Raw genomic sequence first — 24,585 nt, forward strand, 5'->3', positions numbered from 1 at the left:
ACCTACTCCCGGTAAAGACGCTCCGCGTAACCGGGCCCGTAGTAGGTTTCAAGGTCCTCCAGGGGAGCCTCGGGCTGGACATAGGTTTTGGAGAGCATCGCGATGCTCGGCAGGCCCTCGGAGTCCCAGGTTGACGGTTCCCACAAGCCGCTGCGCATGAAGGCTTTGCCGCAGTGCGTGAATACTTCCTCTATGGAGACCACGACGGCGGCGCGCGGCCGGTGGCCTTTGACCGTCATCTTCTCGAAGAAGTCGGCGTCGCTGACGACGCGTGCCGTTCCGTTGATTCGCAGCGTGTCCGTGCGTCCAGGAACCACGGACAAAATCCCGACGTTCGGGTTTTCCAGGATGTTGCGAAAGCCGAAGGCGAGCTTGTTTCCTGGGCGCTCCGGGATGGCAATAGTGGAGTCATCCAGGACCTCGATGAATCCTGCAGGGTCGCCCTTTGGTGACGCGTCCACCCGGCCTTGGGCATCCGCCGTCGAGATGACGCAGAAGGGACTGGCGGCCAGCCACTGCCGGTCGAAATCACTCAGTGAAGTGCGCACTTTTCGGCGCACGCGATCCAGGGGTAGACCGATCAATTGTTCCAGTTGTTCCACGGTGGAGATTGATTCCATGGCCTCAGCCTACGGGTGAGGGCTTCTGGCCCCCTGTTATTCACATAGCTCTGGTTTTGTCTGGACAGGGGTTTCGCCGTGGGCAAACATGGAAGGCAGTGGACCACAAAGCAAAGTTGAGCGTAGTAGACTCAACTTTAAAAGTATTGGTCTCACTCCAGAAAGGGAGCTCTCTTTGGACGTCAAATTCACTACCAAAAGCCAGGAGGCCCTTTCTGCGGCCGCCATGAACGCTTCCACTGCGGGGAACCCGCAATTGGAGCCGGCGCACCTGCTGAAGGCCCTCATGGACCAACGCGAGGGCGTTGCTGTTGCTCTCCTGCGCGCCACAGGTGCTGATCCGGATGCTGTCAGTGTTCAGGCCAGTTCGGCCATCAAGGCGCTGCCGTCCTCGTCGGGAAGCTCGGTCCAGCAAGCCCAGCTCTCCCGGCAGTCCATGCAGGCCATCCAGGCTGCCCAAAACGAAGCCGACAAACTCGGTGACTCCTTCGTCTCCACCGAGCACCTGTTGCTGGGGCTCTCCGCCGGTAGTGACGCCGTCGGAAAGTTAATGCGCGACGCCGGCGCCTCCCATGAAGCGCTCCTCGCCGCCTTGCCGGGTGTCCGCGGCGACCGAAAGGTCAACTCGCCGGATCCCGAGAATACGTTCCAGGCCTTGGAGAAGTTCGGCACGGACCTTACTGCCATCGCCCGTTCCGGGAAGCTGGATCCGGTGATCGGGCGCGACAGCGAGATCCGACGCGTGGTTCAGGTCCTGAGCCGGCGCACCAAGAACAATCCTGTGCTCATTGGTGAGCCTGGCGTTGGCAAAACCGCAGTCGTTGAAGGCCTCGCCCAACGCATGGTTGCGGGCGACGTCCCGGAGAGCCTCCGTGGCAAGACCCTCATTGCCTTGGATATGGCCTCCATGGTTGCTGGTGCCAAATACCGAGGCGAGTTCGAGGAGCGGCTCAAGGCGGTTCTTGAGGAGATCAAGAACTCCAATGGCCAGATCGTCACGTTCATTGATGAAATCCACACGGTTGTTGGCGCTGGTGCAACGGGTGACAGTGCAATGGATGCGGGCAACATGCTTAAGCCGATGTTGGCCCGTGGCGAGCTGCGCCTCATTGGTGCCACCACGCTGGACGAGTACCGCGAAAACATCGAGAAGGACCCTGCCTTGGAGCGCCGTTTCCAGCAGGTCTACGTGGGCGAGCCCAGCGTCGAGGACACCATCGGCATTCTGCGTGGGCTGAAGGAACGGTACGAAGCTCACCACAAGGTGGCTATCGCCGACTCCGCCTTGGTCGCAGCAGCAACCCTGTCCAACCGCTACATCTCTGGCCGTCAGCTTCCGGACAAAGCGATCGACCTCGTGGATGAGGCCGCATCCCGGCTTCGCATGGAGATTGACTCAGCGCCGGAGGAGATCGATCAGCTCCGCCGTTCCGTCGACCGCTTGACCATGGAAGAACTGGCCCTTCAGGGCGAGACCGATCCTGCTTCCGTTGAGCGGCTGGCTGCCCTCCGCGCGGACATGGCGGACAAGAAGGAAGCACTCAGGGCCCTGAACGCCCGTTGGGAAGCCGAGAAAGCCGGACTCAACCGGGTCGGTGACCTCAAAGCGAAGATCGACGAGCTGCGATCTGCGGCCGAAAAGTACCAGCGCGAAGGCGACCTTGAGTCGGCCTCGCGGATACTTTATGGCGAGCTGCCTGCCCTTGAACGTGAGCTCAATGCGGCTGCCGAGGAGGAGTCCGCCCGGGGCGATGCAAAACCGGACCTCATGGTTGCGGAAGATGTGACCGCAGACGATATTGCCGAGGTCATCTCCGCGTGGACCGGCATCCCCGCCGGGCGCATGCTGCAGGGTGAATCCCAAAAGCTGCTGCACATGGAAGAAGAACTCGGCAAGCGCCTGATCGGCCAAACCAAGGCCGTGCAGGCAGTTTCGGACGCCGTCCGCCGTGCGCGAGCGGGCATTAGCGACCCCAACCGGCCCACGGGCTCCTTCCTGTTCCTGGGTCCAACCGGCGTCGGCAAGACCGAGCTGGCAAAGGCCTTGGCCGACTTCCTCTTTGACGATGAACGCGCCATGATCCGGATCGACATGTCCGAGTATGGAGAGAAGCACTCTGTAGCGCGCCTGGTCGGTGCCCCTCCGGGATATGTCGGTTACGAGGAAGGAGGCCAGCTGACGGAAGCCGTTCGTCGTCGCCCGTACTCTGTTGTGCTGCTCGACGAGGTGGAAAAGGCCCATCCAGAGGTGTTCGACATCCTCCTGCAGGTTCTGGATGATGGCCGCCTCACAGACGGTCAAGGGCGGACGGTGGACTTCCGCAATACGATCCTGGTACTGACGTCCAATTCCGGAAGCCAGTTCCTGGTGGACCCGTCCCTGGATGACAAAGCCAAGCGTGATGCCGTCATGGCGGTGGTGCAGGCCTCGTTCAAGCCGGAGTTCCTGAACCGTTTGGATGAGATCGTTCTGTTCGACCCCCTGTCCGTGGACGAGCTTGCCCGGATTGTGGAGCTCCACGTTGCCGAACTCACCAAGCGACTGCGGGACCGCCGCCTGACCCTCGAGGTGACCGACGGAGCCCGCGCCTGGCTCGCGATGTCCGGCTATGACTCCGCGTACGGTGCACGACCCCTGCGGCGCCTTGTCCAGCGCGAGATCGGCGATCGCTTGGCCAAGGAAATCCTTGCCGGAACGATCACCGATGGCGACACCGTTTTGGTCGATACTGCGGCCGACCTTGATGAACTCACCATTGACGGACTCGAGTCACTGACAGGTCCCGACGGCGGCCCGTCCGTGGGCACAGGCCTACTGGTTCGGAAGAAGTAACTCGGGAGCTACCTGCTGAGGAGGTCTTCCTTGATGGTGTTGCCCGAATCCACAACTATGAAGCAATCAACGCGGCGGTCGCCCCGATCCCAACTGGTGGTGCTCGGGTAGACGTTCTGCTGAAGCAGTACGTACTTATCGGCCGCCTCGTGATTCAGCTTTACGTTGCCGCAGACTTCACGGCCCTTGTCCTTCAGCGCGTTCGTGCCGGGAAAGGAATCATCCGCGGGGTATATGTGGACGGCGCCCAGTTGGGCTGAATGCTCCGTGTCACAGGGAACGGCCCTGGCCTTGGGAGCATTGGGGTCGAAGTCTGCAAAGCAATCACCTACCTGGAAGTCCTTGGCTTCTGTATCCCGTGGTAACGGGCCAAGGCTCACGGTGGGGCTCGGGGTAGTGACCACAGCCTGCGGCCGGGTACCCAACAGGTTCAACAGCACCCAGATCACGACACCGATGAGCACCAGGACACCCACCACGATTCCGCCGATGACAAGCCGCTGGCGTTTCACAGGGTCCCCGTGCGGAGGGTTTTGAGGATCCTGGGCGGGATCACCTGGCTGGTAGGAACCGGGTGGCTGGTAGGGGCCTGCTGGCTGGGCCGGATGCTTAGGCTGGTCAGGATATTCTGGCTGGCCTGAGGGCTCTGGCTGGCCGGAGTAAGCGGGCAGCGCAGGATCAGGCTGGTCGCTGGGATTGGGCACGAAGTCCGGGTCAAGGTCGGGCGCAGGATCGGGCTGGAGGCCTGAAGCCTCGGGCTGTGTTCCCGAAGGTTGCTTCGGCTGCTCTCCGGGGGCCTGCGGCGGCGTGGGCGGTACCTTGGGCGCAGGCGGCACTCCGGCCTCGCCTTTATCCCGCGGTGAATCATCACGTGGTGGGGTGTTGTCCTCGCTCATATCCCGGAGTCTGCCTTCCTGCTTTGGAGCCGCATTGAGGCAGACTCTACCCAATTTTTGGGTGTATTGGAGGTGGTGGGGAGCGGTTTGGGGTGCAGTTGTACTCGACGCAGGCCCAAGGTGGCACACAGGCACCCCCGAAAGCATGTAATCTAGACATACGACAAATTGACCAAACATTCCGGGGCCTCACCGATAGCAAAGGTGACCACCTCCGGTCCAAGTACAAAAGGGGGTCACGCCATGGGGCGCGGCCGTCAAAAGGCAAAAGCTACCAAGCAGGCTCGGGACATTAAGTACTACTCCCCGAACACTGACTACTCGGCACTTGAGCGTGAGCTCACGGGCCCATCGAGTCGTGTAAAGAGCCACTTCCCCGAAGATCCCCCGGAGCCGGACTACTCGGCTTATGAGGACAAGTACGCGGAAGATGATGACGACGAGGTAGACACCCGCCGTATCGGATAGCTGTCGCAAACAATCGGTGCCTCTGGCACTGAGTTGCGTACCGCCGTCGTACATTAAGGTCGTCGCGCATCTCCGGATGCCGAATATCTCTAAAAGAGGCCCGTAGGGCACGCCATTCGTTGGTGTACCCGAGGGCCTCTTTTTTGTCTGGAAATTTGGTATACCAAATTTGTAAAAACCATTGCACGCAACCCCTGTCGGGTCTACAGTCTCTATCAGGTATCGACTCTTTATGACGGTCATGAGGATTTCGAAATACCAGGCTGCGGCCGGTAGGAGGCATAAATGGGACGGACGATACACATTGAGGACAAGTTTCCCGATGTCATCTTTCATAACGGAAACGTTCTGGCGGGGCCGTCGAGCACAAAGGGGCCAGTATCGGCCATTGCCATAGCCGACCAATGGATTGTCTATGCAGGCAATGACATTGAAGCGCTGGGCATGGCAGGACCTGACACCAGGAAAGTGGATCTACGCGGTCGGTTTGTCTGTCCGGGTTTCCACGACTCCCACAACCACATGTTGTCCACAGGTATGGGCATGCTGCTGCCTTCCTTGGCCCGCGCCAGTACAGTCGCGGAACTCTTGGATGTCGTTCAGCGGCAAGTAGAAACCGTCGAATCCGGGGCGTGGGTAGCAACCGCAAGTGACTGGCATGAAAGCGGATTGGCTGAGGGCAGAATGCCAACGCGGATCGAGCTTGATGCCGTGGCCCCCAAGAATCCGGTGATCCTCCGCCGGGGAGGACACAACGTTGTGCTGAACTCCCTGGCCATGTCGTTGTTCGGTATAGGGGACGACAGCCTTGCGCCCGAGGGCGCCAGCTACATTCGCGACAACGGGAAGCTCACCGGCCAGATCGTAGGGAGCGCGCACGTTGCAGGTTTGCTGAACCAGTTGCCTAAACCGAGCATGGATGACTATCGTGCAGCGCTGGAGGAAGTCCAGAAACGGTATGCCGCGGCGGGCATTACTTCAGTCATCGATCCCGGGCTGACCTTGGATGAAATGGCTGCCTATCAAGCTATCTACGGGGAGGGAGCGCAGAAGGTCCGGGTATCCATGATGTGGAAGCTTCCGACGCCGGCTGGCACAGCTGACGAGGCAGTCGACCTCCTCGATTCCGGTGCGGTAACAGCACAGCTCGATGACGTCTGGCTTCGTACCTTGGGCGTGAAGGTTTGTGTGGATGGCGGTGTAGAAACGGGCTTCTACCGCGATCCTTATGAACGGCAGGACGATCCCGAATTCCCGCGTGGCAAATCGTTCCAATCGGCGGCTGAGCTGGAAGCCATTTGCGTGGCGGCCAATCGTGCGAACCTTCCAGTAGGTGCGCACTGCGTTGGCGACGCTGGTATTGATATGGCCCTTGATGCCTTTGAGGCAGCCCATGCGTTGAGCCCCATCTCTGATGCCCGATGGACCCTCATTCACATGCTGTACCCCAACGATGATCACTGGAACAGGTTGAATGCCTTGGGTGTGGGGGTGGCCGCACAGGAACCGCTCCACTTTGCCCTGGGTGGCGGATTCGTCGAGTATCTGGGACGGGAAAGAGCGGCAAATATCGCGCCCCTGTCGCAGTATCTTTCCCGCGTCAACGTGCCCGTTGGTGGAGGTTCGGATAGCCCCGTGGCGCCCTTCGAGCCTCTTCGCGGCATGTCGAGTTCCGTCACCCGGCGTAGCCGCTCGGCGGGAGTGCTGGGCCTCGAATGGGCCATCAGCACATCGGAAGCCTTAGCAATGTATACCCACGGCAGCGCTTGGTGCGCAGCCGAGGAGCACAGAACGGGAACTCTCCGCGCGGGAATGCTCGCGGACCTCGTCGTCCTCTCCGACGATCCGCGGGCCGTGGAACCCGAGGAAATTCCAAGTATTGAAGTGGAACTGACCATGGCGGCCGGCACCATCACCCACGGTTCGCTGGGTTACTAGTCCACAACCACTCTTCCCCAACGCTGCCGGACATCCGCACGGCGGCTGATCTTCCGCGCCCTCGAAAGGAATCATCATGCTTGAATCCAGTACGCCCACTGGGACGCCCTTTCCGCCAGTGGCGACAGGCAAGGGTCTGTCACGCTGGCTGGTCATTATTCTCGCTTTTCTTGCCGTGCTGCTCGACGGTTTCGATACAGCCTCCTTGGGCCTTGCGGTGCCGGGCTTGGCCAAGAACTGGTCTCTGTCGCCCGCAGCCTTCGCTGCCCCACTGATCGCCACAAACGCCGGAGTGGTGGCGGGCTATATGCTCTCCGGACGGCTATCCCTTCGGTTTGGGTTGCGTCGCATGTTGCTTGCGGGTGTGGTGGTATTTGCCCTGGGGTCCGCTCTGACTGCCGTGTCTTCAGGGATTCCCTTCATGACGATTGCCCGTTTCTTGACAGGGGTCGGATTGGGAGCTGTCCTACCGTCAGCTATCTCGCTCGCGACAACAGGCAGGGACGGAGGTCAGCGCGAAAGGATTGCCGTTTTCGTGACCATGGGCCTGTCTGCGGGGTCTTTGGCGGCCGGTTTGAGCGGAGGAAAGCTGATCAGTGAGCTGGGATGGCAGTCCATCTTCTGGCTCGGGGCGGTGCTTCCCATCATCCTGGTGCCTGTCATGTGGTTTGGGATCAGCGAGGCGGATGCGCCCAGGCCGTCGCCGAAGGCAGGCCAAGAGACTGTCCAGAGCCTGTTCCGGCGTGGTTTCGCGTTGCCCACTGTGCTTCTCTGGCTCTTTGCTTTTCTGATCTTCGCCACGTTCTACGCGTTCTCGTCGTGGCTCCCAACTCTGCTCACAAACTTCGGGCTGGATCTTGCCATGGCTCCCCTCGGGGCAGCCTCGCTGGGTATTGGCGGAATCTTGGGAGCGCTCTTACTCATGATCTTTTCGGTGCGATTCAAGACCAGTTGGATGCTGGTCGTGGCGGCGTCTGTGGCCATTGGCTTCCTGCTCATGATTGCCTTGGGGCAGCCCGGCCAATGGCAGCTCCTACTCCTGTTCGCGGGAGTCGGCATGGGGCTGGCCAGCAGCATGGTGGGGCAAGCTGCGGTGGCCGTGTCCGTTTATCCCGCCACGTCACGTACTTCCGGCGTCGCATGGGCCGCTGCGCTGGGCCGTTTGGGCTCGATTGCCGGGCCCGCATTGGGCGGCATCCTGCTGTCGGCAGGCCAATCACCGCAGAATATCGTCCTTGCGGTCTGCGTTCCAGTTTTTCTGGCCGTAGTCGTCATGACGGCGTTGTCCAGGCGCCTGTCGCGCCAGACCACGGAAGACGACGTCGAACCCGTTCGGCTGCCCGGGTAATCAGGCGCACGTCTGGCGCAAGCAGTGGAAGCGCCATAGCGTAGTCCCCATAGACTCCGACGCGGGGTCACTTAGGGCCCAATCCAGGCCTCAACATGGGCCGTATGTGACCCTGCGTTGCTAGGAAAGGGAACGGCATGCCGGTGGTCGAGAGTTACAAGCAGGGGACTCCGTGTTGGGTGGACCTGTCCTCCACCGACGTCGAGGTCTCAAAGAAGTTCTACACCGAGCTCTTTGGCTGGGAACTGGATCCCATGGACGCCGGTAACGGCATGACGTACTACATGGCGAAGCTCCACGGACGGAAGGTTGCCGGCATGATGCAGCAAATGCCGGATGCTCCGGAGGGAATGCCGTCCTATTGGGCCAACTACATAGCCGTGGACTCCGCGGATGACGCGGCGGAACGGGCTGTGGCGGCAGGCGGGTCCATCTTGTTCGAACCTGACGACGTGCCGAACGGCAGCGGACGGATGTTCTTCGCCATAGATCCCACGGGGGCACAGATCGGCTTCTGGGAAGCTGGAACCCACCCCGGATCCGGCCTGGTCAATGAGCCCGGCACCATGATTTGGAATGAACTACAGACTGACGACGTCCCCAAAGCCGTGAAGTTCTACGAGGCCGTGACGGGGTGCAGCAGCGATACCGCACCAGCAGGAGATCTTCAGGAATACACCAGCCTGCTGGTGGATGGAAAGCGGATTGCCGGTGCCCTGAAGTTGCCGATTGAAGGACTCTCGCCTTTCTGGATGACGTATTTCGGCGTCGAGGACGTGGATGCCGGAGTGGCACGGGCTGTTGAGCTTGGAGCTCACGTCATCGCTCCGGCTTTTGATCTTCCAGGCATCGGGCGAATGGCTGTGCTCATGGACCCGGCCGGCGCCGCATTCAGCATCATGACAGGACTTGCCGTATGACTTCCCGGACCCATTATTCAAGCGGAGAACCCTGCTGGGCCGATCTGCAGACCCCCGATGTTTCCGCGGCCAAGGAGTTCTACGGCAAGCTGTTCGACTGGACCTTCACTGACCTGCCCACCCCTGACGGCCGAAGTTATGCGCAGGCGTTTGTCGGCAAGGATCTGGTGGCGGTCGTCGCTCCGCAGAATCCCATGCAGGAGGCTGCTGGCAAAATTGGCCAATGGAACATCTATCTCGCTGCAACGGACGCTGAGGAGATAGCGGAAGACGCCGTCCATGCTGGTGGGAAGCTCACGTTCGGCCCGGAGCAGGTGGCCGATACAGGCGTCCTGGCATTCATCGAGCCACCCGGCGGCGGGACCACGGGGATCTGGCAAGCGGGCACCCACATTGGAAGCCATCTGTTCAATGAGGCCGGCGCCTTGGCTTGGGCTGAGCTGCTGACTCCAGAACCTCAAGCAGCCATCGCGTTTTTCCAGCAGCTTTTCGGACATGAAGTCACCGAATATCCCCAAGACGACGGCGGCAGCTACAGCACGCTGATAGTCAAAGGCGGGGAAGTGGCCGGGGTTGTCCCTGCCGAAGAGGGCGAAGAAGCCGGTTGGCAGATCTATTTCGGCGTGGCGGATGTTCGTAAAGCCGCCGAAGCAGCGCTAGCCGCAGGTGGAGTGGTGCTCGTGGAGCCGGAAGACAAGCCAGAACCAGGATCTCTGGCTACCATCCAGGATCCCCAAGGCGGCGTTCTCAGTTTGATCCAGGTCTGAAAATCCAGGCGCCGGGGAAAATCTCCGCAGCTTTGGGATGTTGGCTCGGGGAGGAACGTGGCGTCCTGACCCTGTTTGAGCCAGGACATCCCAGGACTCGCCGGGGGTTGCGGCGTGTCGGCAGGCCTGCACGATCAAAAAGGGTCGGGACCATACAAGCAGCAAAAACAAAAGAGCGGCCGTGCAGTTGAGTTCAACTGTCCGGCCGCTCTTTCACCAAGAGGAAACGCGCCTACGCGTAGGCGTTCACCAAACGTACGGCACCGCCGTCGACACCCTTGGCGCCCTGGACGTAGTCCGGTCCGGTCTTGTCGATGGAGTCTGAATCCGCAGTTACCGTACCCATGATCCAGGAGGGCAGGCCGCGCTCGTTGAGGCGTGCCACGGCAGCGTCAGCGGCTTCCGGGGACACGATGGCTACCATGCCGACGCCGAGGTTCAGCGTGCGCTCAAGGTCGGCGAGGGGCACGTTGCCAAGCTCGGAAACCAGCTTGAAGATCGCCGGCAGTTCCCACGTGTTGCGGTCAACTGTGGCCACCAGACCCTGAGGGAGGACACGCGCCAGGTTGGCAGCGAGGCCACCACCGGTGACGTGGCTGAAGCCGTGGACGGCTGCGCCGGCTGAAACGGGGAACGTGCGGGCGAGGTCCAGGCAGTCGGCTGCGTAGACGCGGGTCGGCTCAAGGAGCTCTTCGCCAAGTGTGCGGCCGAGCTCGGAAACCTGGCGGTCCAAGGCCCAACCGGCGTGGTTGATAACGCGGCGGACCAAAGAGTAGCCGTTGGAGTGCAGACCCGAGGAAGCCATGCCGACCACCACATCGCCGGCGCGGACGCGGTCCGGACCGAGCAAGGCGTCAGCTTCGACAACACCGGTAGCGGCACCGGCGACGTCGTATTCGTGCTCACCCAGCAGGCCCGGGTGCTCAGCGGTCTCGCCGCCAACCAGGGCGGTGCCGGCAACGGAGCAAGCAGCTGCGATACCGCGGACGATGTCCGCAATGCGTTCCGGGACAACCTTGCCGCAAGCGATGTAGTCCGTCATGTAGAGCGGCTCAGCACCAACCACAACGATGTCGTCCACAACCATGCCCACGAGGTCGAAACCGATGGTGTCGTGGATGTCCATGGCCTGCGCAATGGCAACCTTGGTTCCCACGCCGTCAGTGGACGTGGCTAGCAACGGCTTCTTGTAGGTGAGCAGCTTCGAGACGTCGTACAGGCCAGCGAAACCGCCGACGCCGCCAATCACCGAGGCGTTGTGGGTTGCCTTGACGGCGTCCTTCATGAGCTCGACTGCGCGGTCTCCCGCTTCGACGTCGACACCCGCGGAGGCGTAGGTGATGCCTGTTGAATTCGGGGTGCTTCCAGCGGCGGGGGTTGCGGAGGTCATACAGACTCTTTCTTGTCGGCGTCGGTCAAACGATCAGCGTCGGTCAGCAGGTTCTCGAATTCAGCATCCGGGCCCGGATCGCAGCCCGTAGCTCCGGGCTTCTCGGCCGGATCCTCGATGTCATCGGCGGACTCAGCAGCGGGGGGCAAGCCGCCGAGGTCCGTGCGCTCCAGCAGGTTCTTGCCCAGCTTGTCAGCATGCGGCAGCTCAATCGGGTACTTGCCGGTGAAACAAGCCGTGCAGAGGCGCTCGCGCGGCTGCTGGGTTGCGCCGATCATGCCGTCTTCGGAAATGTAAGCCAGCGAGTCGGCACCGATTGCCTGGGAGATTTCCTCGATGGTGGCGCCGTTGGCGATCAGCTCTGCACGCGAGGCGAAGTCGATGCCGTAGAAGCAGGGCCACTGGACCGGGGGAGAAGAAATCTTCACGTGGACAGCCGCGGCACCTGCTTCGCGGAGCATCCTTACGATGGCGCGTTGCGTGTTGCCACGGACAATCGAGTCATCCACCACAACAACGCGCTTGCCCCGGATGACTGATTCCAAGGCGTTGAGCTTCAGGCGGATGCCCAACTGGCGCAGGGTCTGCGATGGCTGGATGAAGGTGCGCCCCACGTAGGCGTTCTTGACGAAGCCATGTGCGAAGGGGATGCCGGACTGCTCGGCATAACCAACTGCGGCTGGCGTGCCCGATTCCGGGACCGGAATGACGATGTCGGCCTCGTGGGTGTTCTCGCGGGCCAGCTGGCGGCCCATTTCAACACGGGCTTCATACACGGAGCGGCCGGCAATGGCCGCATCCGGCCGGGCAAGGTAAACGTATTCGAAGACACAGCCAGCGGGGGTTGCGTCGGCAAAACGCTGGGAGCGGACGCCGTCCTCGTCGATGGCAATGAACTCGCCGGGCTCGATCTCACGGATGAAGCTCGCACCAACCGTGGCAAGGCCAGCTTGCTCGGAGGCTACAACCCAACCGCGCTCCAGGCGGCCCAGACACAGCGGCCGGATGCCGTACGTATCGCGGGCGGCGTAAAGGGTTCCTTCATCCATGAAGACGAAGCAGAAGCCACCCTTGATCTTCGGCAGCAGCTCCAGAGCGGTCTGCTCCAGGGTCTTGCCCTCCTCGCCCTCAAGGAGTGCGGTCACCAAGGCAGTGTCCGAGGTGTTGCCCTGCTTCATTTCACCGGTCAACTGGCCATCGTTGCGCTCGAGGATCATTTCCCGGAGTTCAGCAGTATTGGTCAGGTTGCCGTTGTGGGCCAGGGCAACCGTGCCGGTCGCGGTTGCGCCCAAGGTGGGCTGCGCATTGGCCCAGTGGCTTGCACCAGTGGTGGAGTACCGGCAGTGGCCAACGGCCAGGTGTCCGGTAAGGGTGTTCAGGGTTGTCTCATCGAAGACCTGGGACACAAGTCCCATGTCTTTATAGACATTGATGCGCTTGCCGTCACTGGTAGCAATACCAGCCGACTCTTGTCCGCGGTGCTGCAGCGCATACAGCCCGTAATAGGTGAGTTTTGCTACTTCTTCACCGGGAGCCCAGACCCCAAAGACGCCACAAGCGTCCTGAGGGCCTTTTTCGCCGGGGAGAAGATCATGAGAAAGTTTTCCGTCGCCACGTGCCACTGGTCGATTGTCTCATGTTGTGGCCGTGGTAAGTTCCCGCTCCGGCTTTGTGACCCCATGAACACGCCCGATTCGGCCAAAATGCGGTGTGTCTCACAGTGGTACCCCCGAAAGCGGTGCGCTGGGCTGGGTGCCTAGCGACCGCCGTCGTGCTCTGGACCCTCATCCGGGACCGAATCCGGAACGGCCTCCACTACTGCCCGCTTGGACCGCTTGACGCTCATCCGGTCCAGGACCAGGGCGAGGATGGAGAACAGGATGACGCCGCCGGAAACGCAGGCCACCAGGAAGAAACCGAAGACGGTGTTGGCGTCGAAAGCGGGGTCCGCGGGACGGCCGTACGCGATGAAGGCGGCGGCGATTGCACCCACAATGGCACCGAGAATCATGAACGGAACGAACCTGGGTGCGCGGCGAACTGTAATTTCGCGGCGGGCAGTGCCATTTCCGGATTGGGCGTTGGTGTCCTCAGAAGCCATGCCTTCCAGCCTACCGTTCCTCGCCCAAGTGACAGTTAATCCCCATGTTCTTGGGAAACATAGGGATTAACTGTCACTTCGGCGGAGGTGGTCAGCTGCCGCGGTACGTCGAAAACGCGAAGGGGCTCAGCAGCAGCGGCACGTGATAGTGCTCGCCGGCATCCGAAACCGTGAAGTTCAAGTCGACTTCAGGGAAGAACGTTTCCGTGCCAAGGCCCTCGTAGTAGGCGCCAGTGGCGAAGTTCAGACGGTAGGCGCCGCCGGGAATCCGCTCCGGACCGAGATCCTTGATACGGCCGTCGGCGTCGGTCTCGCCCTTTGCGATCAGAGTCCAGTTGTCACCTTCGCGGACGTAAAGTACGACGGCGACCCCCGCCGCCGGGCGGCCGGAACCGGTATCCAGGATGTGCGTGGTTACCTGTGAAACAGTCATGCATTTTCTCCTTCGCTGATCACGCCTGCGAGTCGCAGCAACGCGATCTCCCGCAGCTGGCCAGCCACGATTGTGTCTTCTTCTTCGGGGGTGTGGGTGAGCCGCTCCTGAAGGGAAGCGAGGATCTCCTGGGCGCTGCGTCCTGCCGCGCGGATCAGAAAGACCCTGCCGAACTTCTCTTCGTAGGCGCGGTTTCCCTCAGCGAGGGCGGCGGCTGTGCCGTCGTCGCTGGGGTCCACTCCGGCCTGTTCCGAACGGGACATGGCCGCTTCGGTAGTTTGGGCCTTGGGCCTTTCGCCGATCCGGGGGTGGTGGGCGAGCGCGGACTCCACCTCTTCCGGCGTGAAGGGCTCGGCCGCTTGGCGGGCCTGCCCCAGCAGTTCGTCGACGCTCGTGAAGGGTCGGGCGTCTGCGACGTCCTCAACCCAGCGGCTGATGTCCAGGCAGGGGGTCAGGGTCCTAATGGCCTCGTCCCGGTCAACACTGTTGAATACTGCAAGCTCCATGCTTGTCATCCTCGTGCAAATGCTGGCATCCATGGTGTGGGCTATGCGGAACTCCTGCTTTCCAGCAGGAGGAAGCTTGCTTCTAGTGCTTCCGCATCATGGAACTGTTATTTCAGCATACGTAAATAGATAAGCCGAGCACTTGGGCTGGTGTCAAGAGAGTACCGCGTTGGAGCGCCGCGTTCTCACGGTGAGATAGAGGCGGTGCGCCGTGATGACCAAAGCAAGCCAGGCTATCCCGAGAATCCAGGCGGCCAGGACATCAGTGAGCCAGTGGTGCCCGAGGTAGACGCGACTCAAGCCCATAGTGGCGGCAAATGTTGATGCAAGCACTACCGTGATGATTCTGGCCTTGGCCGTTTTGAGGCGAAGAATGATCAAGTAAGCCACGATGCCCGCGATCACTATTGAATTCAGGGAGTGGCCGCTGGGGAACGACGCCGAGTGCTCGTACGGCGGAATGGCGTCCGCGAGGTCAGGGCGGGTGCGGCCAAACAGGGGCTTGCCTAGGACAGTCATGAGGAGTGAGCCCAGCCCCGCTGTCAGCATCAGGATGACAGGAGTCCAAGAGCGGCGCTTGGTGGCCAGGGCGATCATGATCCCCACCGCGATGATGGGCATGCCAACCGTGCCGCCGACGTTGGTGTAGGCCGTCACTGCGAGGTCCAGGCCAGGGGATCGAACGGACTTGGCGGCGTCAAGGACCGGGTGGTCAAGACCCGCAACCCCGTCGGCTTCTGTCACCGACTCGTAGACCTCACCGAAAGCCACCGCAAGGGACACGGCAATGACAAGCCCCACGGCCAACGTGATGATCAGCGCTGCATGCGGGCCCAGCAGTGTGGTGATGCGCTGTGCAGCTCCCGCGATGACGCGGCCTACAGGGGATTTCCACCGTGTGAGGTCCTTCCCTGCGACGAACCGGTCCTGGCTTACCTCGCCGCGGACGCCCTGCTCCGGCTGCTCTTTTCCTTCAGTCGTCACCCTTGTCCCCTCACCGGAGGCTTCCCCTCACCGTGGTGGCTGCCCCCACAGCTGCTGCCTCCGTATTGGTGAGCAACCTTAGCAGTCTGGGCTGGACGGTTGGCGCCCACCTGAAACCGTGCCATCAGCGCGGCGAAATCGGGAGCGCCTTGGTTCCGAGATTCCTCAAGGATCCCTTCAGCTCGTTGCTTCCCTTAACTTGAACAAGGCAACTCACCCCGTCTGCTGAATCTTGGAAGAGAGCCTCGAGATTCGTTTCGTTGCGGTTGAACCCGTTTGCGGTATATTCCTCAGCACGAGCCCGACAGTCCGTTTCCGCCGTCCCAGGGTCGCCGCTGAAGTAAACAATTTCGGCTGTATGAGGTTGATCGCAGCTGGCGTCACGCTGCGAGAATCGGTTCCAACACTGCCTCAGGACAGCGTGGTCCTGCTCTGTGAGTCCATCGCGTATCTTCGTTGTCAGTCCGGAGGGCACACTCACGGTGCAGCCGATCGATGCCACAACCGTCGGAACGAGGTCGTGGCGCAAGGTGTCCGTGGGCGTGGTTCCTCCGGCGTATTGAACCAGTGCCGGAAGGTCGCACGGACCATCATGCGAAACTATCTCTGCAGTGTGGGCCCGGTCGCAGGAAGAGATAGCTGACGCGGCATCCAGGCATTCCCCCTCTATCAGGCCGGGTTTGGTATCCGAAGTGCGGGTATCAGTGACCATACTGCTTTGTGGTGAGCTTTGTGGAGACGGGCTGCTGTTACCAGCACTCAATTGCGGTACGACGAATTGAAGGACGAACGTGGCTATTGTGGCCACCGCCGCCACTGAGGCCAGGGTGATTCGCGGCCATCGTTTCTTGCTGACTTTTGGGCTGCGGGTCGGCTGGTCCGGAATGCTCATAGTGTGGGTCAGTCGAGAGTTACGTCAGAGACCACAGCCAACACGGATTTTGAGTCGCGGCTCTCAGCATCCTCCACTGTGGCTTCGATCTTTACGGCATTCACCATCTTGGTTGTAACCGAAATTTCTTGAACGGTGTTGAACGGAACTTTGCGAACATCAAGCTGCTTGCCATTACCAACAACCCTAATGACGAGGATCTTGTCCGATGACTTGGAGTCATTGGCTTGGCCGACATTGAAAGTCAGACTGCTGAAGTTATTACCCAGACGGAGCTCGAGGGTCTGCTGTCCATAGGTACTGATTTGAGCAGCGATGCCAGAGACGCCAGCTTTGTCTTCTACGTCGAAGCGGTTTTCGGTCCAGCTGCTTTCGGGCTCGAAGAAGTCGGCCAAGGACAAGGTGGTACCTGCCTTTTCTGTGGCAACCGAGCTGGAAGAAGCAGGGGTACTGGACCGGCCCGTGGACGCGGATGCATGGGTCGACGATGTTTCGGAAGGTGTTGTGTCCGCACTTGGCGAGGGGCTTTTGGATGCGGCCGTCGCACTGGGATTTGCCGATACTGAGTTTGATTGTTCGCCTGCAACTTGACTGGAAACGCCTGGCGTTGCGCACGATGTTGTAGCCAAGGCCACGGCAAAAAGCGTGGCCCCGAGGCCAAAAGCGAAGTGTTTCAAGACATCCCCAATTCTTCGTGCAGCGCGAAAACGATTCGCCAATTTGAGGCATTTCACGCTGGAACGGCGCCAACAGAACTAAAGCAATAATGCCATCTGCTGCACAAAACTCTACTCATTGGTCAAACTATGTCGCTGGAACAATTTGGGCGGCCATTAGACCTTTGCCTCCGACGGAAACTGGAGCATGGAGGGGCGAAGACGGTTGGCGGCCACGGGCTCGCCCCGGACAACAGGCTGGGGCAGAATGACGAGAACCAGCTGAAGGAGTTCGCACATGCCAGACATACTGACGTCCAGGTTCCTGTTCGGTCCCGGCCCGAGCAACTGCTACCCCGAGGCCATGGCCGCGCTGGCCTACCCGGTGCTCGGGCATTTGGATCCGGTCTTTATCGAACGCTTGGACCGGACGTGCGAGGGGTTGCGGGCCGTCTGGGGTACTTCGAATGCGCGAACGCTGCCGTTGAGTACCACAGGTTCAGGCGGCATGGAGGCCGCTTTCGTGAACACCGTGTCCGACGGCGACGTAGCAGTGATCGCTGTCAACGGACTATTCGGGGCGCGCATGTGTGAGGTGGCGCGGCGTTGCGGGGCAACTGTCGTCCGGGTTGACCACGAGTGGGGTCAACCGGTGGATGCAGATCGGGTGCTGTCGGCCCATCCGAATCCGAAGGTGATCGCGGCCGTCCATGCTGAAACGTCCGTCGGCGTCCTCTCCGACATCGCTGCGCTCGGGGCAGGGAAGGGGGACGCCTTGCTGATCACCGATGCCGTGACGTCTATCGGCGGACTGGAACTCCTGGCCGACGACTGGGGGATCGACGTCGGATATGCCGGGACTCAAAAGTGCCTGGGCGTTCCGCCGGGCCTCTCGCCGTTCACAGTCTCGGACCGAGCGTTCGAACGGCGCGTCAAGGATCCCCGTTCGTGGTACCTGGATATCGGCCTTCTCGGCGGCTACGTAGGCGCTGCCAGCGGTGCCCGCACGTACCACCACACCGCGCCGGTCACCATGATCGCCGGTCTCGAAGCCGCGCTGGACCGCATCCTCGCCGAGGGGCTCGACGTCGTCCAATCCCGCCACCGCGCTGCTGGCGCTGCGCTTCAGAGTGGTCTGCAGGAGATGGGACTTGAGCTGTTTGCCGCTGAAGGCGCCCGGTTGCCCAGCCTCACCACGGTGAAAGTGCCCGACGGCGTCAACTCGTCCGCCGTCCGCTCTTACCTTCTGGAGAACTTCAGTATGGAGATCGGGTCCGGGGTGGGCGAGTTCGCGGACACGGTCTGGCGCATCGGAATGATGGGACCGAACGCGAACAGCGCCTCGGTGACCCTGGTGCTGGGCGCCCTCAAAGAGGCCATCGACAAGGCGTAAGTGAGCGAGCATTCCGGGAAATCGGCGATTATGTGAGAGAACTTCGGTCCTCTCTCACATCCCGACGGTTTTCTGGCGGATGCTCGCTCACATCCCGGCGGCGCCGACGATCAATCGGTGACGTGACCGGCGTCGTACGCCAGAGTCGCGGAAGCCGGGGTGGTGCCATCGGCGGGCTGGATCGAAGCGACCGTCAGGAGGCCAGCCCCCGGAAGGGCGACCGACTGACCTGCGCGGAAGGCCTGCTTTCGTTCCTGTTCGGCGGTCCGGATCCAGAACTGGATGGCGGGAGCACCGTCGGCAATACCGATCTTCACAACCCCAACCCTGACGCCGTCAAAAGTGGGCTGCATGCCTTGCTTGACTGTAACTAGCTGTTCCACGGTCATCCTTACTTCACGCCCACGGAGTACACGGAGTCAAAGTTTTCCTTGTACTCATCCTCGGTCAGTTCCAGGGTTCCGGCCTTCTGCTCACCATTAAGCTCCCCACCTGCAGGACCCCAAGGGTTGGCCAGAACAACGACTTTCTCGCCGTCGTCGTTGGTCTTTACGTCCACCACGATGTAGGCGTGGTTGGGGACGACATCGGTGCGGCTGACCTCGTCCGGCTCCCAGAACCAGTCAAAGTCGTCGTCCTTGACGTCTTGGGTGCCAACCGAGACCGCCTGACCGTCAGCTAGTTTGTCTTCGATCTCCTCAAGGTCCAGTTCGCCGTCCTTATCCGCCGACTGTCCCGTCATGAGCTCCATTGCATCGTTGCTGAACCCGCCATCAATGTCATCGTATGAACCGCCACGGTGCTCGGCCGCAGCACGTTCATAAATGGAAAGCCAGTTCGGCTGGCCGTCGGCGCCTCGGACTCCGCCCTCAGTGGACTTGGCCTCCACCGTCACTTCGACGGGTTTGCCGTCTTCGTAGAGAGTCACAACCCAGTGAGTTGGGGGGTCTCCTACGGGACGCATATGGGAGGCAAGGAATTCATCGAGTTTGCCTTCGCGCTCCAACGTCTGCGCCACAGAGCCAATGCCTGCCAAGAGCCAGCAGTCGCCGATTTGCCCTTGGTGGATATCGGCCGGATCACCTGCATCGGGGTCTTTACGGACGTCGCCTGGAACATCCACATCCGAAGTATTCGGATCCAACGGCCCCGGATCGCCGGGAGGATTTGAATCCTGTTTGCCTGCGTCGCCGGAACGGGTGCCTTCGGAACTGGTCTTGTCCTGCTCGTCCGCATTGCGGCTCAGCTCGTTGGCCTGGCTTTGCAACTCGCCGGAAATCAGCTTCAGCATCGGGCGGTGCTCCGACTCCCAAGCCGCCCGGAACATCACTGCGTCACGGCCGTCCCATGGCGCGCTGGATATGAGCTGGCCCAATTCCAGCGAAAGCGTGCTCATTTTTTCCGAATGCCGGGACATTGTCTTGGCGAGCGCCCGAAGTTGATCAATGTCAGCACCGTAGAATCCCGGCATCTGTCTGTCCCCCTATGCTTGAACCTGAAGCCTTAGCCAAGTTACCCGTGGGCGCTTGCGCATGGCGATGGGTAGAACTTCCCCTTAGCTCGCCGGAATCTCCGTGGGGTCGCAGGTCTTGGAATCCACGGGAACGTTCATGCGCAGATATGCCGGGCTTTTGGACTCAAGGATTACTGTGGCCCCGGTTCCGTCCGTGCTTCGGGTTACTGTCCAGCCGCCGGGAACCGGATCAATTCCACCGAAGGCGGGGAATTCGTGCTGCTTGAGGATGGGATCGGCCGTAGCGAAAACGGCTTCATAATTCTTGGACGGCTCCACAATATCTGCACTGCTCTTCATGCTCGCGGGGTGGAAAATGCACCGGCCGTCGTTGGTCAGGGTCATGGTGGCGGGCTTGTCCACAGCCCAGGTGATTGCCGGCATCGTCTTCTCAAACGCCGCGATCAGCTCCCTGCGCAGGGCGTCGTACTTTGCGAAGCTCTCTGTAACAGGGGCAGGCTCAGCAGTCACGGGAGGGGGACTGCTGGGTTCCGTATGGGGGCCGTCGGGAGCGGAGCAGCCCACCATGGTTGCCGCCCCAAGTATCAGGCCAGCTGCCAGTACTTTCCGTGAAGTGCGGCCCGTTCGGCGGTCCATGTCATCCCCCAGTTTCATCAAGCCCTCGACGTCGGGCGCTCACGGAATGCTTTCACAGTTGCGTCATGTCTGGCGATGGGCAGAACACCCCACCCTGCGTCCGGGACGTGGCGCGGGAGGTGAGAGAGGATTGCTTGAAAGCCTGTTGGATGTGAGAGAAGATCGCCCGAAAGCCTGTTGGATGTGGGAGAGGATCAGGTTTCGCGGGTCAGGATCCACGTGTTGGTGCCGTCCTGGCGCTCGAAGGTCACTGTTGTCACCAGCATCTCGATCAGCGCCAGCCCACGGCCGGACTCGGCTTCTTCGTCCGGCAAATCCGTCTGCATGTCCTCGGCGAAGGGCTCCCGGGCATTGTGAGCACTGACCCTTGCCACGAGACGGGTGGGCCGTACGGTGATGTCGACGTCGATCTCCACCGGCTTCTCGCCCACGGGCTGCGCGTGCTGGACGATGTTGGCGGCGGACTCGATCACGGCGGTTGTGAACGTCATTCGGTCCATCTCCGGCACGAATGAGGCGTCATCCCACAAAGCGTCCAGTTCGGTGTGGATAGCCTCGATCGCGTCGTCGTCGGAGGGTCCCCGGTAGCCCCTGCGGGCGATCACTTCAGTCATTTCCGAACGCCTCCTCCGCTGAGGAGTACGCGGTCAATACCCGGTCCATGTTGGTCAGCTCCAGGACCATCTTGACCTGCGGCTGCACACCCGAGATCCGCAAGTCGCCGCCCGCCTGACGGGCTGCTTTGAGGCAACCGATGAGCGCCCCAAGTCCCGACGAGTCCATGAAGTCGGTTTCTGCAAGGTTGACCACTACACGGCTGGATCCGCTGGCCACAACCTCGGCCACCACCTCACGGAGCTTCGGGGCTGCCACCATGTTCAACCGGCCAACGCCCTTCACCTCCGCGTAAGTGTCTTTGACTTCGTAGCTAAACTGCATCAGCATTCCTCTCTTCGGGGCGTTCGGGACGTTCGGGACGTTCGGGGCTTTCAGGACCTTCTGGAGCCGCCAATTCCTCAGGCACAAAGCCCTTGTACAAAACTGCCTTGACCAGGACGCTCAGGACCACAAGGTCGAAGGTTACCCACGCTACGTTCACCAGCGTTCCCAGGGGCTCCGACATACCGGAGAGGAGGCGAAGGACTCCAACCACCATGGCCAGGGCTAGCAACGCAGCGACGATGATCTGCGGACGAATCAGGCTCCAGCTGGGACCGCCACTCTGCCTGGCTTTGGGGGTGACGGCGAATCCGAGGGGACGGCCGAACCAGACGTTACGCGCCGCCGTCGTGCAGGCCTTGATCCAGGTGGGGAACAGCGCGAGGCTGTACTGCTGCCCGCGCCAGGTAGGTATCCCGTGCCCGGCGATGACGAACAGCATCTGGTTCACCACCATGAACGGTATGAAACGGATGAAGAAGTCCAAGCTCAGGCTGGTCACCGGAAGGATGCCGAGCGTCAGGTAGATGATGGGCGCCGCGAAGTACACCACGGCCGCGAAGCCGCTCAGGTAGCTCCACATGGTGGAGAAGTACATGAGCCGCTGGCCCCAGGTAAGGCGGCGTTGGACCAGAGGGTTTTCGCGCAGGAGGACCTGCATGGTGCCTTGGGCCCAGCGGAGGCGCTGGGTCAGCATGGTCTTGATGTCCTCGGGAGCCAGCCCGTTGGCGAGGATTTCGTGGTGGTACACGCTCTTCCAACCAAGGGCATGCAGGCGCATCGCTGTTGCCATATCTTCGGTGACCGAGATGGTGGCCAAGGGCATGATCGGCTGGGCTTCGTCGGTGCGTTCCACGGAGATGGCGTCCAGGACTGCGTGGACGGACTCGAGGGCACCGAGCGGTGACCAGTCGCGTCCGGACATACGGTCGACGGCGTCACTCGCCACAGTCGTGACGCCAGACTCGCCGACGTGGGCCAGTTCCATTGCCGCGATTTCTTCGAGGTCCGATTGGAGCGCCGAGAAGTCGGCAGCCACCAGGGTGCGAACGGCGTCGTCCACTTTGCGGCGTACGCGGTACGTGATCTCGCTCAAGGATGCCCCGGCTTCGAGCTCCTGCTGTGCACTTTCAGTCGCGGCTTCCACCTCGTTGAGCATTTGCTCCACCAGCGGGTTCTCCGCCTCCGCCGAGCGCCGGGCCTTCTTGATGGCAGAGCGCGACGCAGCCAGAGCACGGCGCACACTCTTCTCCGTGGCCTTCACGTAGCCCACCAAGCCGAGCTGCATCAGGGCGTCCCTGCGCAGGATTGCGTTGGAGCCGCAGAAGAACGCCGCGTTCCAGCCGTCCTTGCCCTGCTGGATGGGGCCGTAGAAGAGGGGCGCCTGGCTACCCAGGGGATCGTCGGCGGGAACGTTGATGAAGTACTGGGGCGTCTGGACCAACGCCACACGGTCATCGTTGAAGTAGCCCAGCGTCTTGTCCAGGATGTCCGGCTCAGGGATCTGGTCGGCGTCGAGAATCAACAGGTATTCGCCCGACGTGACCATGAGCGCGTTGTTCAGGTTGCCGGCCTTGGCGTGGCGCGGCATGTCCGGGGTCCAATCGGCACCGCGGGTCACGTACCCGATCCCGTTCGACTCGGCGAGCTCGCGCATCTCAGGCCGGTTGCCGTCGTCCAGGATCCAGGTACTGTGCGGCCAGCGGATGTCCTTGGCGGCGAGGGCCGTGGTCATCACCAGGTCCAAGGGTTCGTTGTACGTGGTGATGAAAACGTCGACCGTAGCGGTGTCTGGCGCCGCGGGCGGTGGCTTGCGAATCTTCAGGTTCCACACAGTCAGGCCGAAAAGCATGACGTCAATGAGGCTGTAAGTCTCGGCAATCACCAGCGGAACAGCGATCCACCACGCCTCCCAGTTCAGCGAAGCCAGCCAGCGCCACGCCACGTAGTTCACGCCCAGAATGACCGTTAGGACAACACAAAGCCGAGTCCAGAATCGCGTCACGTTCCCCCCTTTTGTGGCTAGTACTCAGCAACTCCGCTGTGGTTGCGTTCCAACCCTGCATCGAGTGTTGGGTGAACCTTACGCCGTCGGTGAACCACGACGGCGGTCACGTCATCTTCCGCTGTGTCCGCCGGTGCCAGCTCGAGCAGGGCAGCGCAGACATCGTCCGAGGTGCCCCCGCTCCGCGCCGCCTTCTCTACATTCCTTACGAACTCTTCAAGGGAATCGTGCGCGTCGAGCACGCCGTCGCTGACGATCACCAGCGAATCGCCGGGCTCCAGCTGCAGTTCCGCGGCCGGCCATTGCTGTCCGTCCATGATCCCGACAGGTGGCCCGGCGGAAACCAACCTCCGTGCCGCCCCCTCGGCCGGGACGTGCAGGCCAAGTCCGTGACCGGCGTCGATATAGCTGAGCTTGCCGGAAGCGCTGTCCAGTCGCCCGTGGAACATGGTCACGAAAGATCCGGACTGGTCCAGATCGGCGGTGAGGGTGGCGCTGGCGGACTCAAAAGCGTCAGCAATAGCCGGGGTGTCAGCCACGGACCGCATCACGGCGCGGACTGTGGCAGCTATCAAGGCTGCGCCCATGCCCTTGCCCATGGCGTCCGCGAACGTCAGGTGCATGCCGTCGCTGGTTTGGTACCAGTCGTAGAAGTCCCCACCCACGCTGCGCGACGGGCGGAAGGCGCCAGCGACGTCGTAATCGTTCAGCCGGACTGTTTCCTGCGGGAGGAGGCTCTTCTGCACCACCGCAGCGCGCGCGAGTTCGTCAGTCTGCCGCGTGTCCTCGGCGGGTGCAGCGGGCGTCCGGGCGCGGCGGAACAGCGCCCGGATGCGGGCCTGCAGTTCCTTGGGGCTGAACGGCTTGTTGATGTAATCGTCCGCCCCGGTGTCCAAACCGTTGAGCCGGTCAATCTCGTCGGCACGGGCCGTCAGCATCATGATGTAGGCGTCCGAGAACTCACGCATGCGCCGGCAGACTTCCATGCCGTCGATGTCCGGAAGGTTGATGTCCAGCGTCACCAGTTCGGCATTGGTGTTACGGACAGCCTCGACGCCGGAAAGACCGTCGGGCGCTTCTGTCACCACAAAATCCAGCTGCTCAAGAATCAAAACGAGGAGGCCACGGATGTCGGCGTCATCTTCGACGACTACAGCATGGCGCGGGGACACGGTTGAGACCATGGCTCCATTAACTACTGCCGCGGGGCTTTTGTCACGTTTAGTAAAGAGACGTGTAACGCCCGCTCATAATAGTGAGCGGGCGTTACAAAAATTGTGCAGTTATGTGCGAGAGGGATTCCCTGAAACCGCAGGCTGTCAAGCTGTGTGGAGTCAGTGGGTTGGTTGTTTGTTTGGTTCGGGGAGGTTGATTCCTACGTAGGTT

The 24,585-nt window shown here is 61.4% G+C and carries 24 protein-coding genes; 7 read left to right on the top strand and 17 right to left on the bottom strand.

The features are described from left to right. Positions 1 to 2 precede the first annotated feature (2 nt). Positions 3 to 620, bottom strand: coding sequence for a pyridoxamine 5'-phosphate oxidase family protein (locus ACFX4T_RS20060; RefSeq protein WP_377653632.1), 618 nt, complete (start codon positions 618 to 620; stop codon positions 3 to 5). A 175-nt stretch (positions 621 to 795) separates the two neighbouring features. On the opposite strand from ACFX4T_RS20060, the gene clpB reads away from it, so the two are divergent. Beyond that, the gene (clpB, locus tag ACFX4T_RS20065; protein ID WP_216926589.1) at positions 796 to 3,453 is read left to right on the top strand and encodes an ATP-dependent chaperone ClpB; all 2,658 of its coding nucleotides are present in this window, start codon (positions 796 to 798) and stop codon (positions 3,451 to 3,453) included. Positions 3,454 to 3,461: 8 nt separating this feature from the next. On the opposite strand, the gene ACFX4T_RS20070 is transcribed toward clpB, so the two are convergent. Further along, positions 3,462 to 4,349: a hypothetical protein gene (locus ACFX4T_RS20070; RefSeq protein WP_377653635.1), complete on the bottom strand. Its 888-nt coding sequence runs from the start codon at positions 4,347 to 4,349 to the stop codon at positions 3,462 to 3,464. Between the two features lie 243 nt (positions 4,350 to 4,592). Here ACFX4T_RS20070 and ACFX4T_RS20075 point away from each other — a divergent pair, with 243 nt between their 5' ends. The 5 genes from ACFX4T_RS20075 to ACFX4T_RS20095 all read left to right on the top strand — a co-directional run bounded on the left by ACFX4T_RS20075 (position 4,593) and on the right by ACFX4T_RS20095 (position 9,790). Continuing rightward, positions 4,593 to 4,817, top strand: a complete 225-nt coding sequence (locus ACFX4T_RS20075) for a DUF3073 domain-containing protein (RefSeq protein ID WP_024818182.1) — start codon at positions 4,593 to 4,595, stop codon at positions 4,815 to 4,817. 285 nt (positions 4,818 to 5,102) lie between these two features. Beyond that, entirely contained in the window at positions 5,103 to 6,755 is a 1,653-nt protein-coding gene (locus tag ACFX4T_RS20080) for an amidohydrolase (RefSeq protein WP_377653637.1), read from the top strand. 76 nt (positions 6,756 to 6,831) lie between these two features. Continuing rightward, positions 6,832 to 8,103, top strand: a complete 1,272-nt coding sequence (locus ACFX4T_RS20085; protein ID WP_377653639.1) for an MFS transporter — start codon at positions 6,832 to 6,834, stop codon at positions 8,101 to 8,103. Positions 8,104 to 8,240: 137 nt separating this feature from the next. Continuing rightward, positions 8,241 to 9,023 carry a VOC family protein gene (locus tag ACFX4T_RS20090; protein WP_377653641.1) on the top strand — a complete coding sequence of 261 codons (783 nt, stop codon included), beginning with the start codon at positions 8,241 to 8,243 and terminating at the stop codon, positions 9,021 to 9,023. Continuing rightward, positions 9,020 to 9,790 carry a VOC family protein gene (locus ACFX4T_RS20095; protein ID WP_377653643.1) on the top strand — a complete coding sequence of 257 codons (771 nt, stop codon included), beginning with the start codon at positions 9,020 to 9,022 and terminating at the stop codon, positions 9,788 to 9,790. The genes ACFX4T_RS20090 and ACFX4T_RS20095 overlap by 4 nt, the downstream gene beginning before the upstream one ends. Before the next feature lie 232 nt (positions 9,791 to 10,022). Here the strand turns inward: ACFX4T_RS20095 and purM are convergent, their stop codons facing one another. The 8 genes from purM to ACFX4T_RS20135 all read right to left on the bottom strand — a co-directional run bounded on the left by purM (position 10,023) and on the right by ACFX4T_RS20135 (position 17,052). Beyond that, positions 10,023 to 11,180 carry a phosphoribosylformylglycinamidine cyclo-ligase gene (gene purM, locus ACFX4T_RS20100; protein WP_377653645.1) on the bottom strand — a complete coding sequence of 386 codons (1,158 nt, stop codon included), beginning with the start codon at positions 11,178 to 11,180 and terminating at the stop codon, positions 10,023 to 10,025. Beyond that, a complete protein-coding gene (gene purF, locus ACFX4T_RS20105; RefSeq protein ID WP_377653647.1) occupies positions 11,177 to 12,802 on the bottom strand; it encodes an amidophosphoribosyltransferase in 1,626 nt (541 codons plus the stop codon). The genes purM and purF overlap by 4 nt, the downstream gene beginning before the upstream one ends. Before the next feature lie 134 nt (positions 12,803 to 12,936). Continuing rightward, complete coding sequence (locus ACFX4T_RS20110; protein ID WP_377653649.1) at positions 12,937 to 13,281, bottom strand: hypothetical protein; 345 nt, start codon at positions 13,279 to 13,281, stop codon at positions 12,937 to 12,939. 91 nt (positions 13,282 to 13,372) lie between these two features. Further along, entirely contained in the window at positions 13,373 to 13,714 is a 342-nt protein-coding gene (uraH, locus tag ACFX4T_RS20115) for a hydroxyisourate hydrolase (RefSeq protein ID WP_216926580.1), read from the bottom strand. Then, positions 13,711 to 14,220, bottom strand: a complete 510-nt coding sequence (gene uraD, locus ACFX4T_RS20120) for a 2-oxo-4-hydroxy-4-carboxy-5-ureidoimidazoline decarboxylase (RefSeq protein ID WP_377653651.1) — start codon at positions 14,218 to 14,220, stop codon at positions 13,711 to 13,713. The genes uraH and uraD overlap by 4 nt, the downstream gene beginning before the upstream one ends. A gap of 153 nt (positions 14,221 to 14,373) precedes the next feature. After that, positions 14,374 to 15,204: a phosphatase PAP2 family protein gene (locus tag ACFX4T_RS20125; protein ID WP_377653653.1), complete on the bottom strand. Its 831-nt coding sequence runs from the start codon at positions 15,202 to 15,204 to the stop codon at positions 14,374 to 14,376. Between the two features lie 900 nt (positions 15,205 to 16,104). Next, on the bottom strand, positions 16,105 to 16,491 hold the full coding sequence (locus ACFX4T_RS20130; RefSeq protein WP_377653655.1) for a hypothetical protein: 387 nt from the start codon (positions 16,489 to 16,491) through the stop codon (positions 16,105 to 16,107). A 438-nt stretch (positions 16,492 to 16,929) separates the two neighbouring features. Continuing rightward, complete coding sequence (locus tag ACFX4T_RS20135; RefSeq protein WP_377653657.1) at positions 16,930 to 17,052, bottom strand: hypothetical protein; 123 nt, start codon at positions 17,050 to 17,052, stop codon at positions 16,930 to 16,932. Between ACFX4T_RS20135 and ACFX4T_RS20140 the strand changes: the two genes are divergently transcribed. Continuing rightward, a complete protein-coding gene (locus tag ACFX4T_RS20140; protein ID WP_377653659.1) occupies positions 17,051 to 18,145 on the top strand; it encodes a pyridoxal-phosphate-dependent aminotransferase family protein in 1,095 nt (364 codons plus the stop codon). The two genes, ACFX4T_RS20135 and ACFX4T_RS20140, sit on opposite strands and share 2 nt — an antisense overlap. Positions 18,146 to 18,255: 110 nt before the next feature. Here the strand turns inward: ACFX4T_RS20140 and ACFX4T_RS20145 are convergent, their stop codons facing one another. The 7 genes from ACFX4T_RS20145 to ACFX4T_RS20175 form a co-directional block, all read right to left on the bottom strand. Next, positions 18,256 to 18,528 (bottom strand): hypothetical protein, encoded by a 273-nt coding sequence (locus ACFX4T_RS20145; protein ID WP_223946968.1) that lies wholly within the window; start codon positions 18,526 to 18,528, stop codon positions 18,256 to 18,258. An 8-nt stretch (positions 18,529 to 18,536) separates the two neighbouring features. Continuing rightward, positions 18,537 to 19,541 carry a C2 family cysteine protease gene (locus ACFX4T_RS20150; protein ID WP_377653661.1) on the bottom strand — a complete coding sequence of 335 codons (1,005 nt, stop codon included), beginning with the start codon at positions 19,539 to 19,541 and terminating at the stop codon, positions 18,537 to 18,539. A 159-nt stretch (positions 19,542 to 19,700) separates the two neighbouring features. Further along, a complete protein-coding gene (locus ACFX4T_RS20155) occupies positions 19,701 to 20,255 on the bottom strand; it encodes a hypothetical protein (protein WP_377653663.1) in 555 nt (184 codons plus the stop codon). A gap of 194 nt (positions 20,256 to 20,449) precedes the next feature. Beyond that, on the bottom strand, positions 20,450 to 20,869 hold the full coding sequence (locus tag ACFX4T_RS20160) for an ATP-binding protein (protein WP_377653665.1): 420 nt from the start codon (positions 20,867 to 20,869) through the stop codon (positions 20,450 to 20,452). Further along, the gene (locus ACFX4T_RS20165; protein WP_377653667.1) at positions 20,862 to 21,194 is read right to left on the bottom strand and encodes an STAS domain-containing protein; all 333 of its coding nucleotides are present in this window, start codon (positions 21,192 to 21,194) and stop codon (positions 20,862 to 20,864) included. Before ACFX4T_RS20165 ends, ACFX4T_RS20160 begins: the two co-directional genes overlap by 8 nt. Beyond that, on the bottom strand, positions 21,184 to 23,199 hold the full coding sequence (locus tag ACFX4T_RS20170) for a glycosyltransferase family 2 protein (protein ID WP_377653670.1): 2,016 nt from the start codon (positions 23,197 to 23,199) through the stop codon (positions 21,184 to 21,186). The genes ACFX4T_RS20165 and ACFX4T_RS20170 overlap by 11 nt, the downstream gene beginning before the upstream one ends. A gap of 17 nt (positions 23,200 to 23,216) precedes the next feature. Beyond that, positions 23,217 to 24,383 (bottom strand): PP2C family protein-serine/threonine phosphatase, encoded by a 1,167-nt coding sequence (locus ACFX4T_RS20175; RefSeq protein WP_377653672.1) that lies wholly within the window; start codon positions 24,381 to 24,383, stop codon positions 23,217 to 23,219. Positions 24,384 to 24,585 lie beyond the last annotated feature (202 nt).

Origin of the sequence: Paenarthrobacter sp. YIM B13468 (assembly GCF_042788025.1) — a bacterium.
GTDB lineage: Bacteria > Actinomycetota > Actinomycetes > Actinomycetales > Micrococcaceae > Arthrobacter > Arthrobacter aromaticivorans.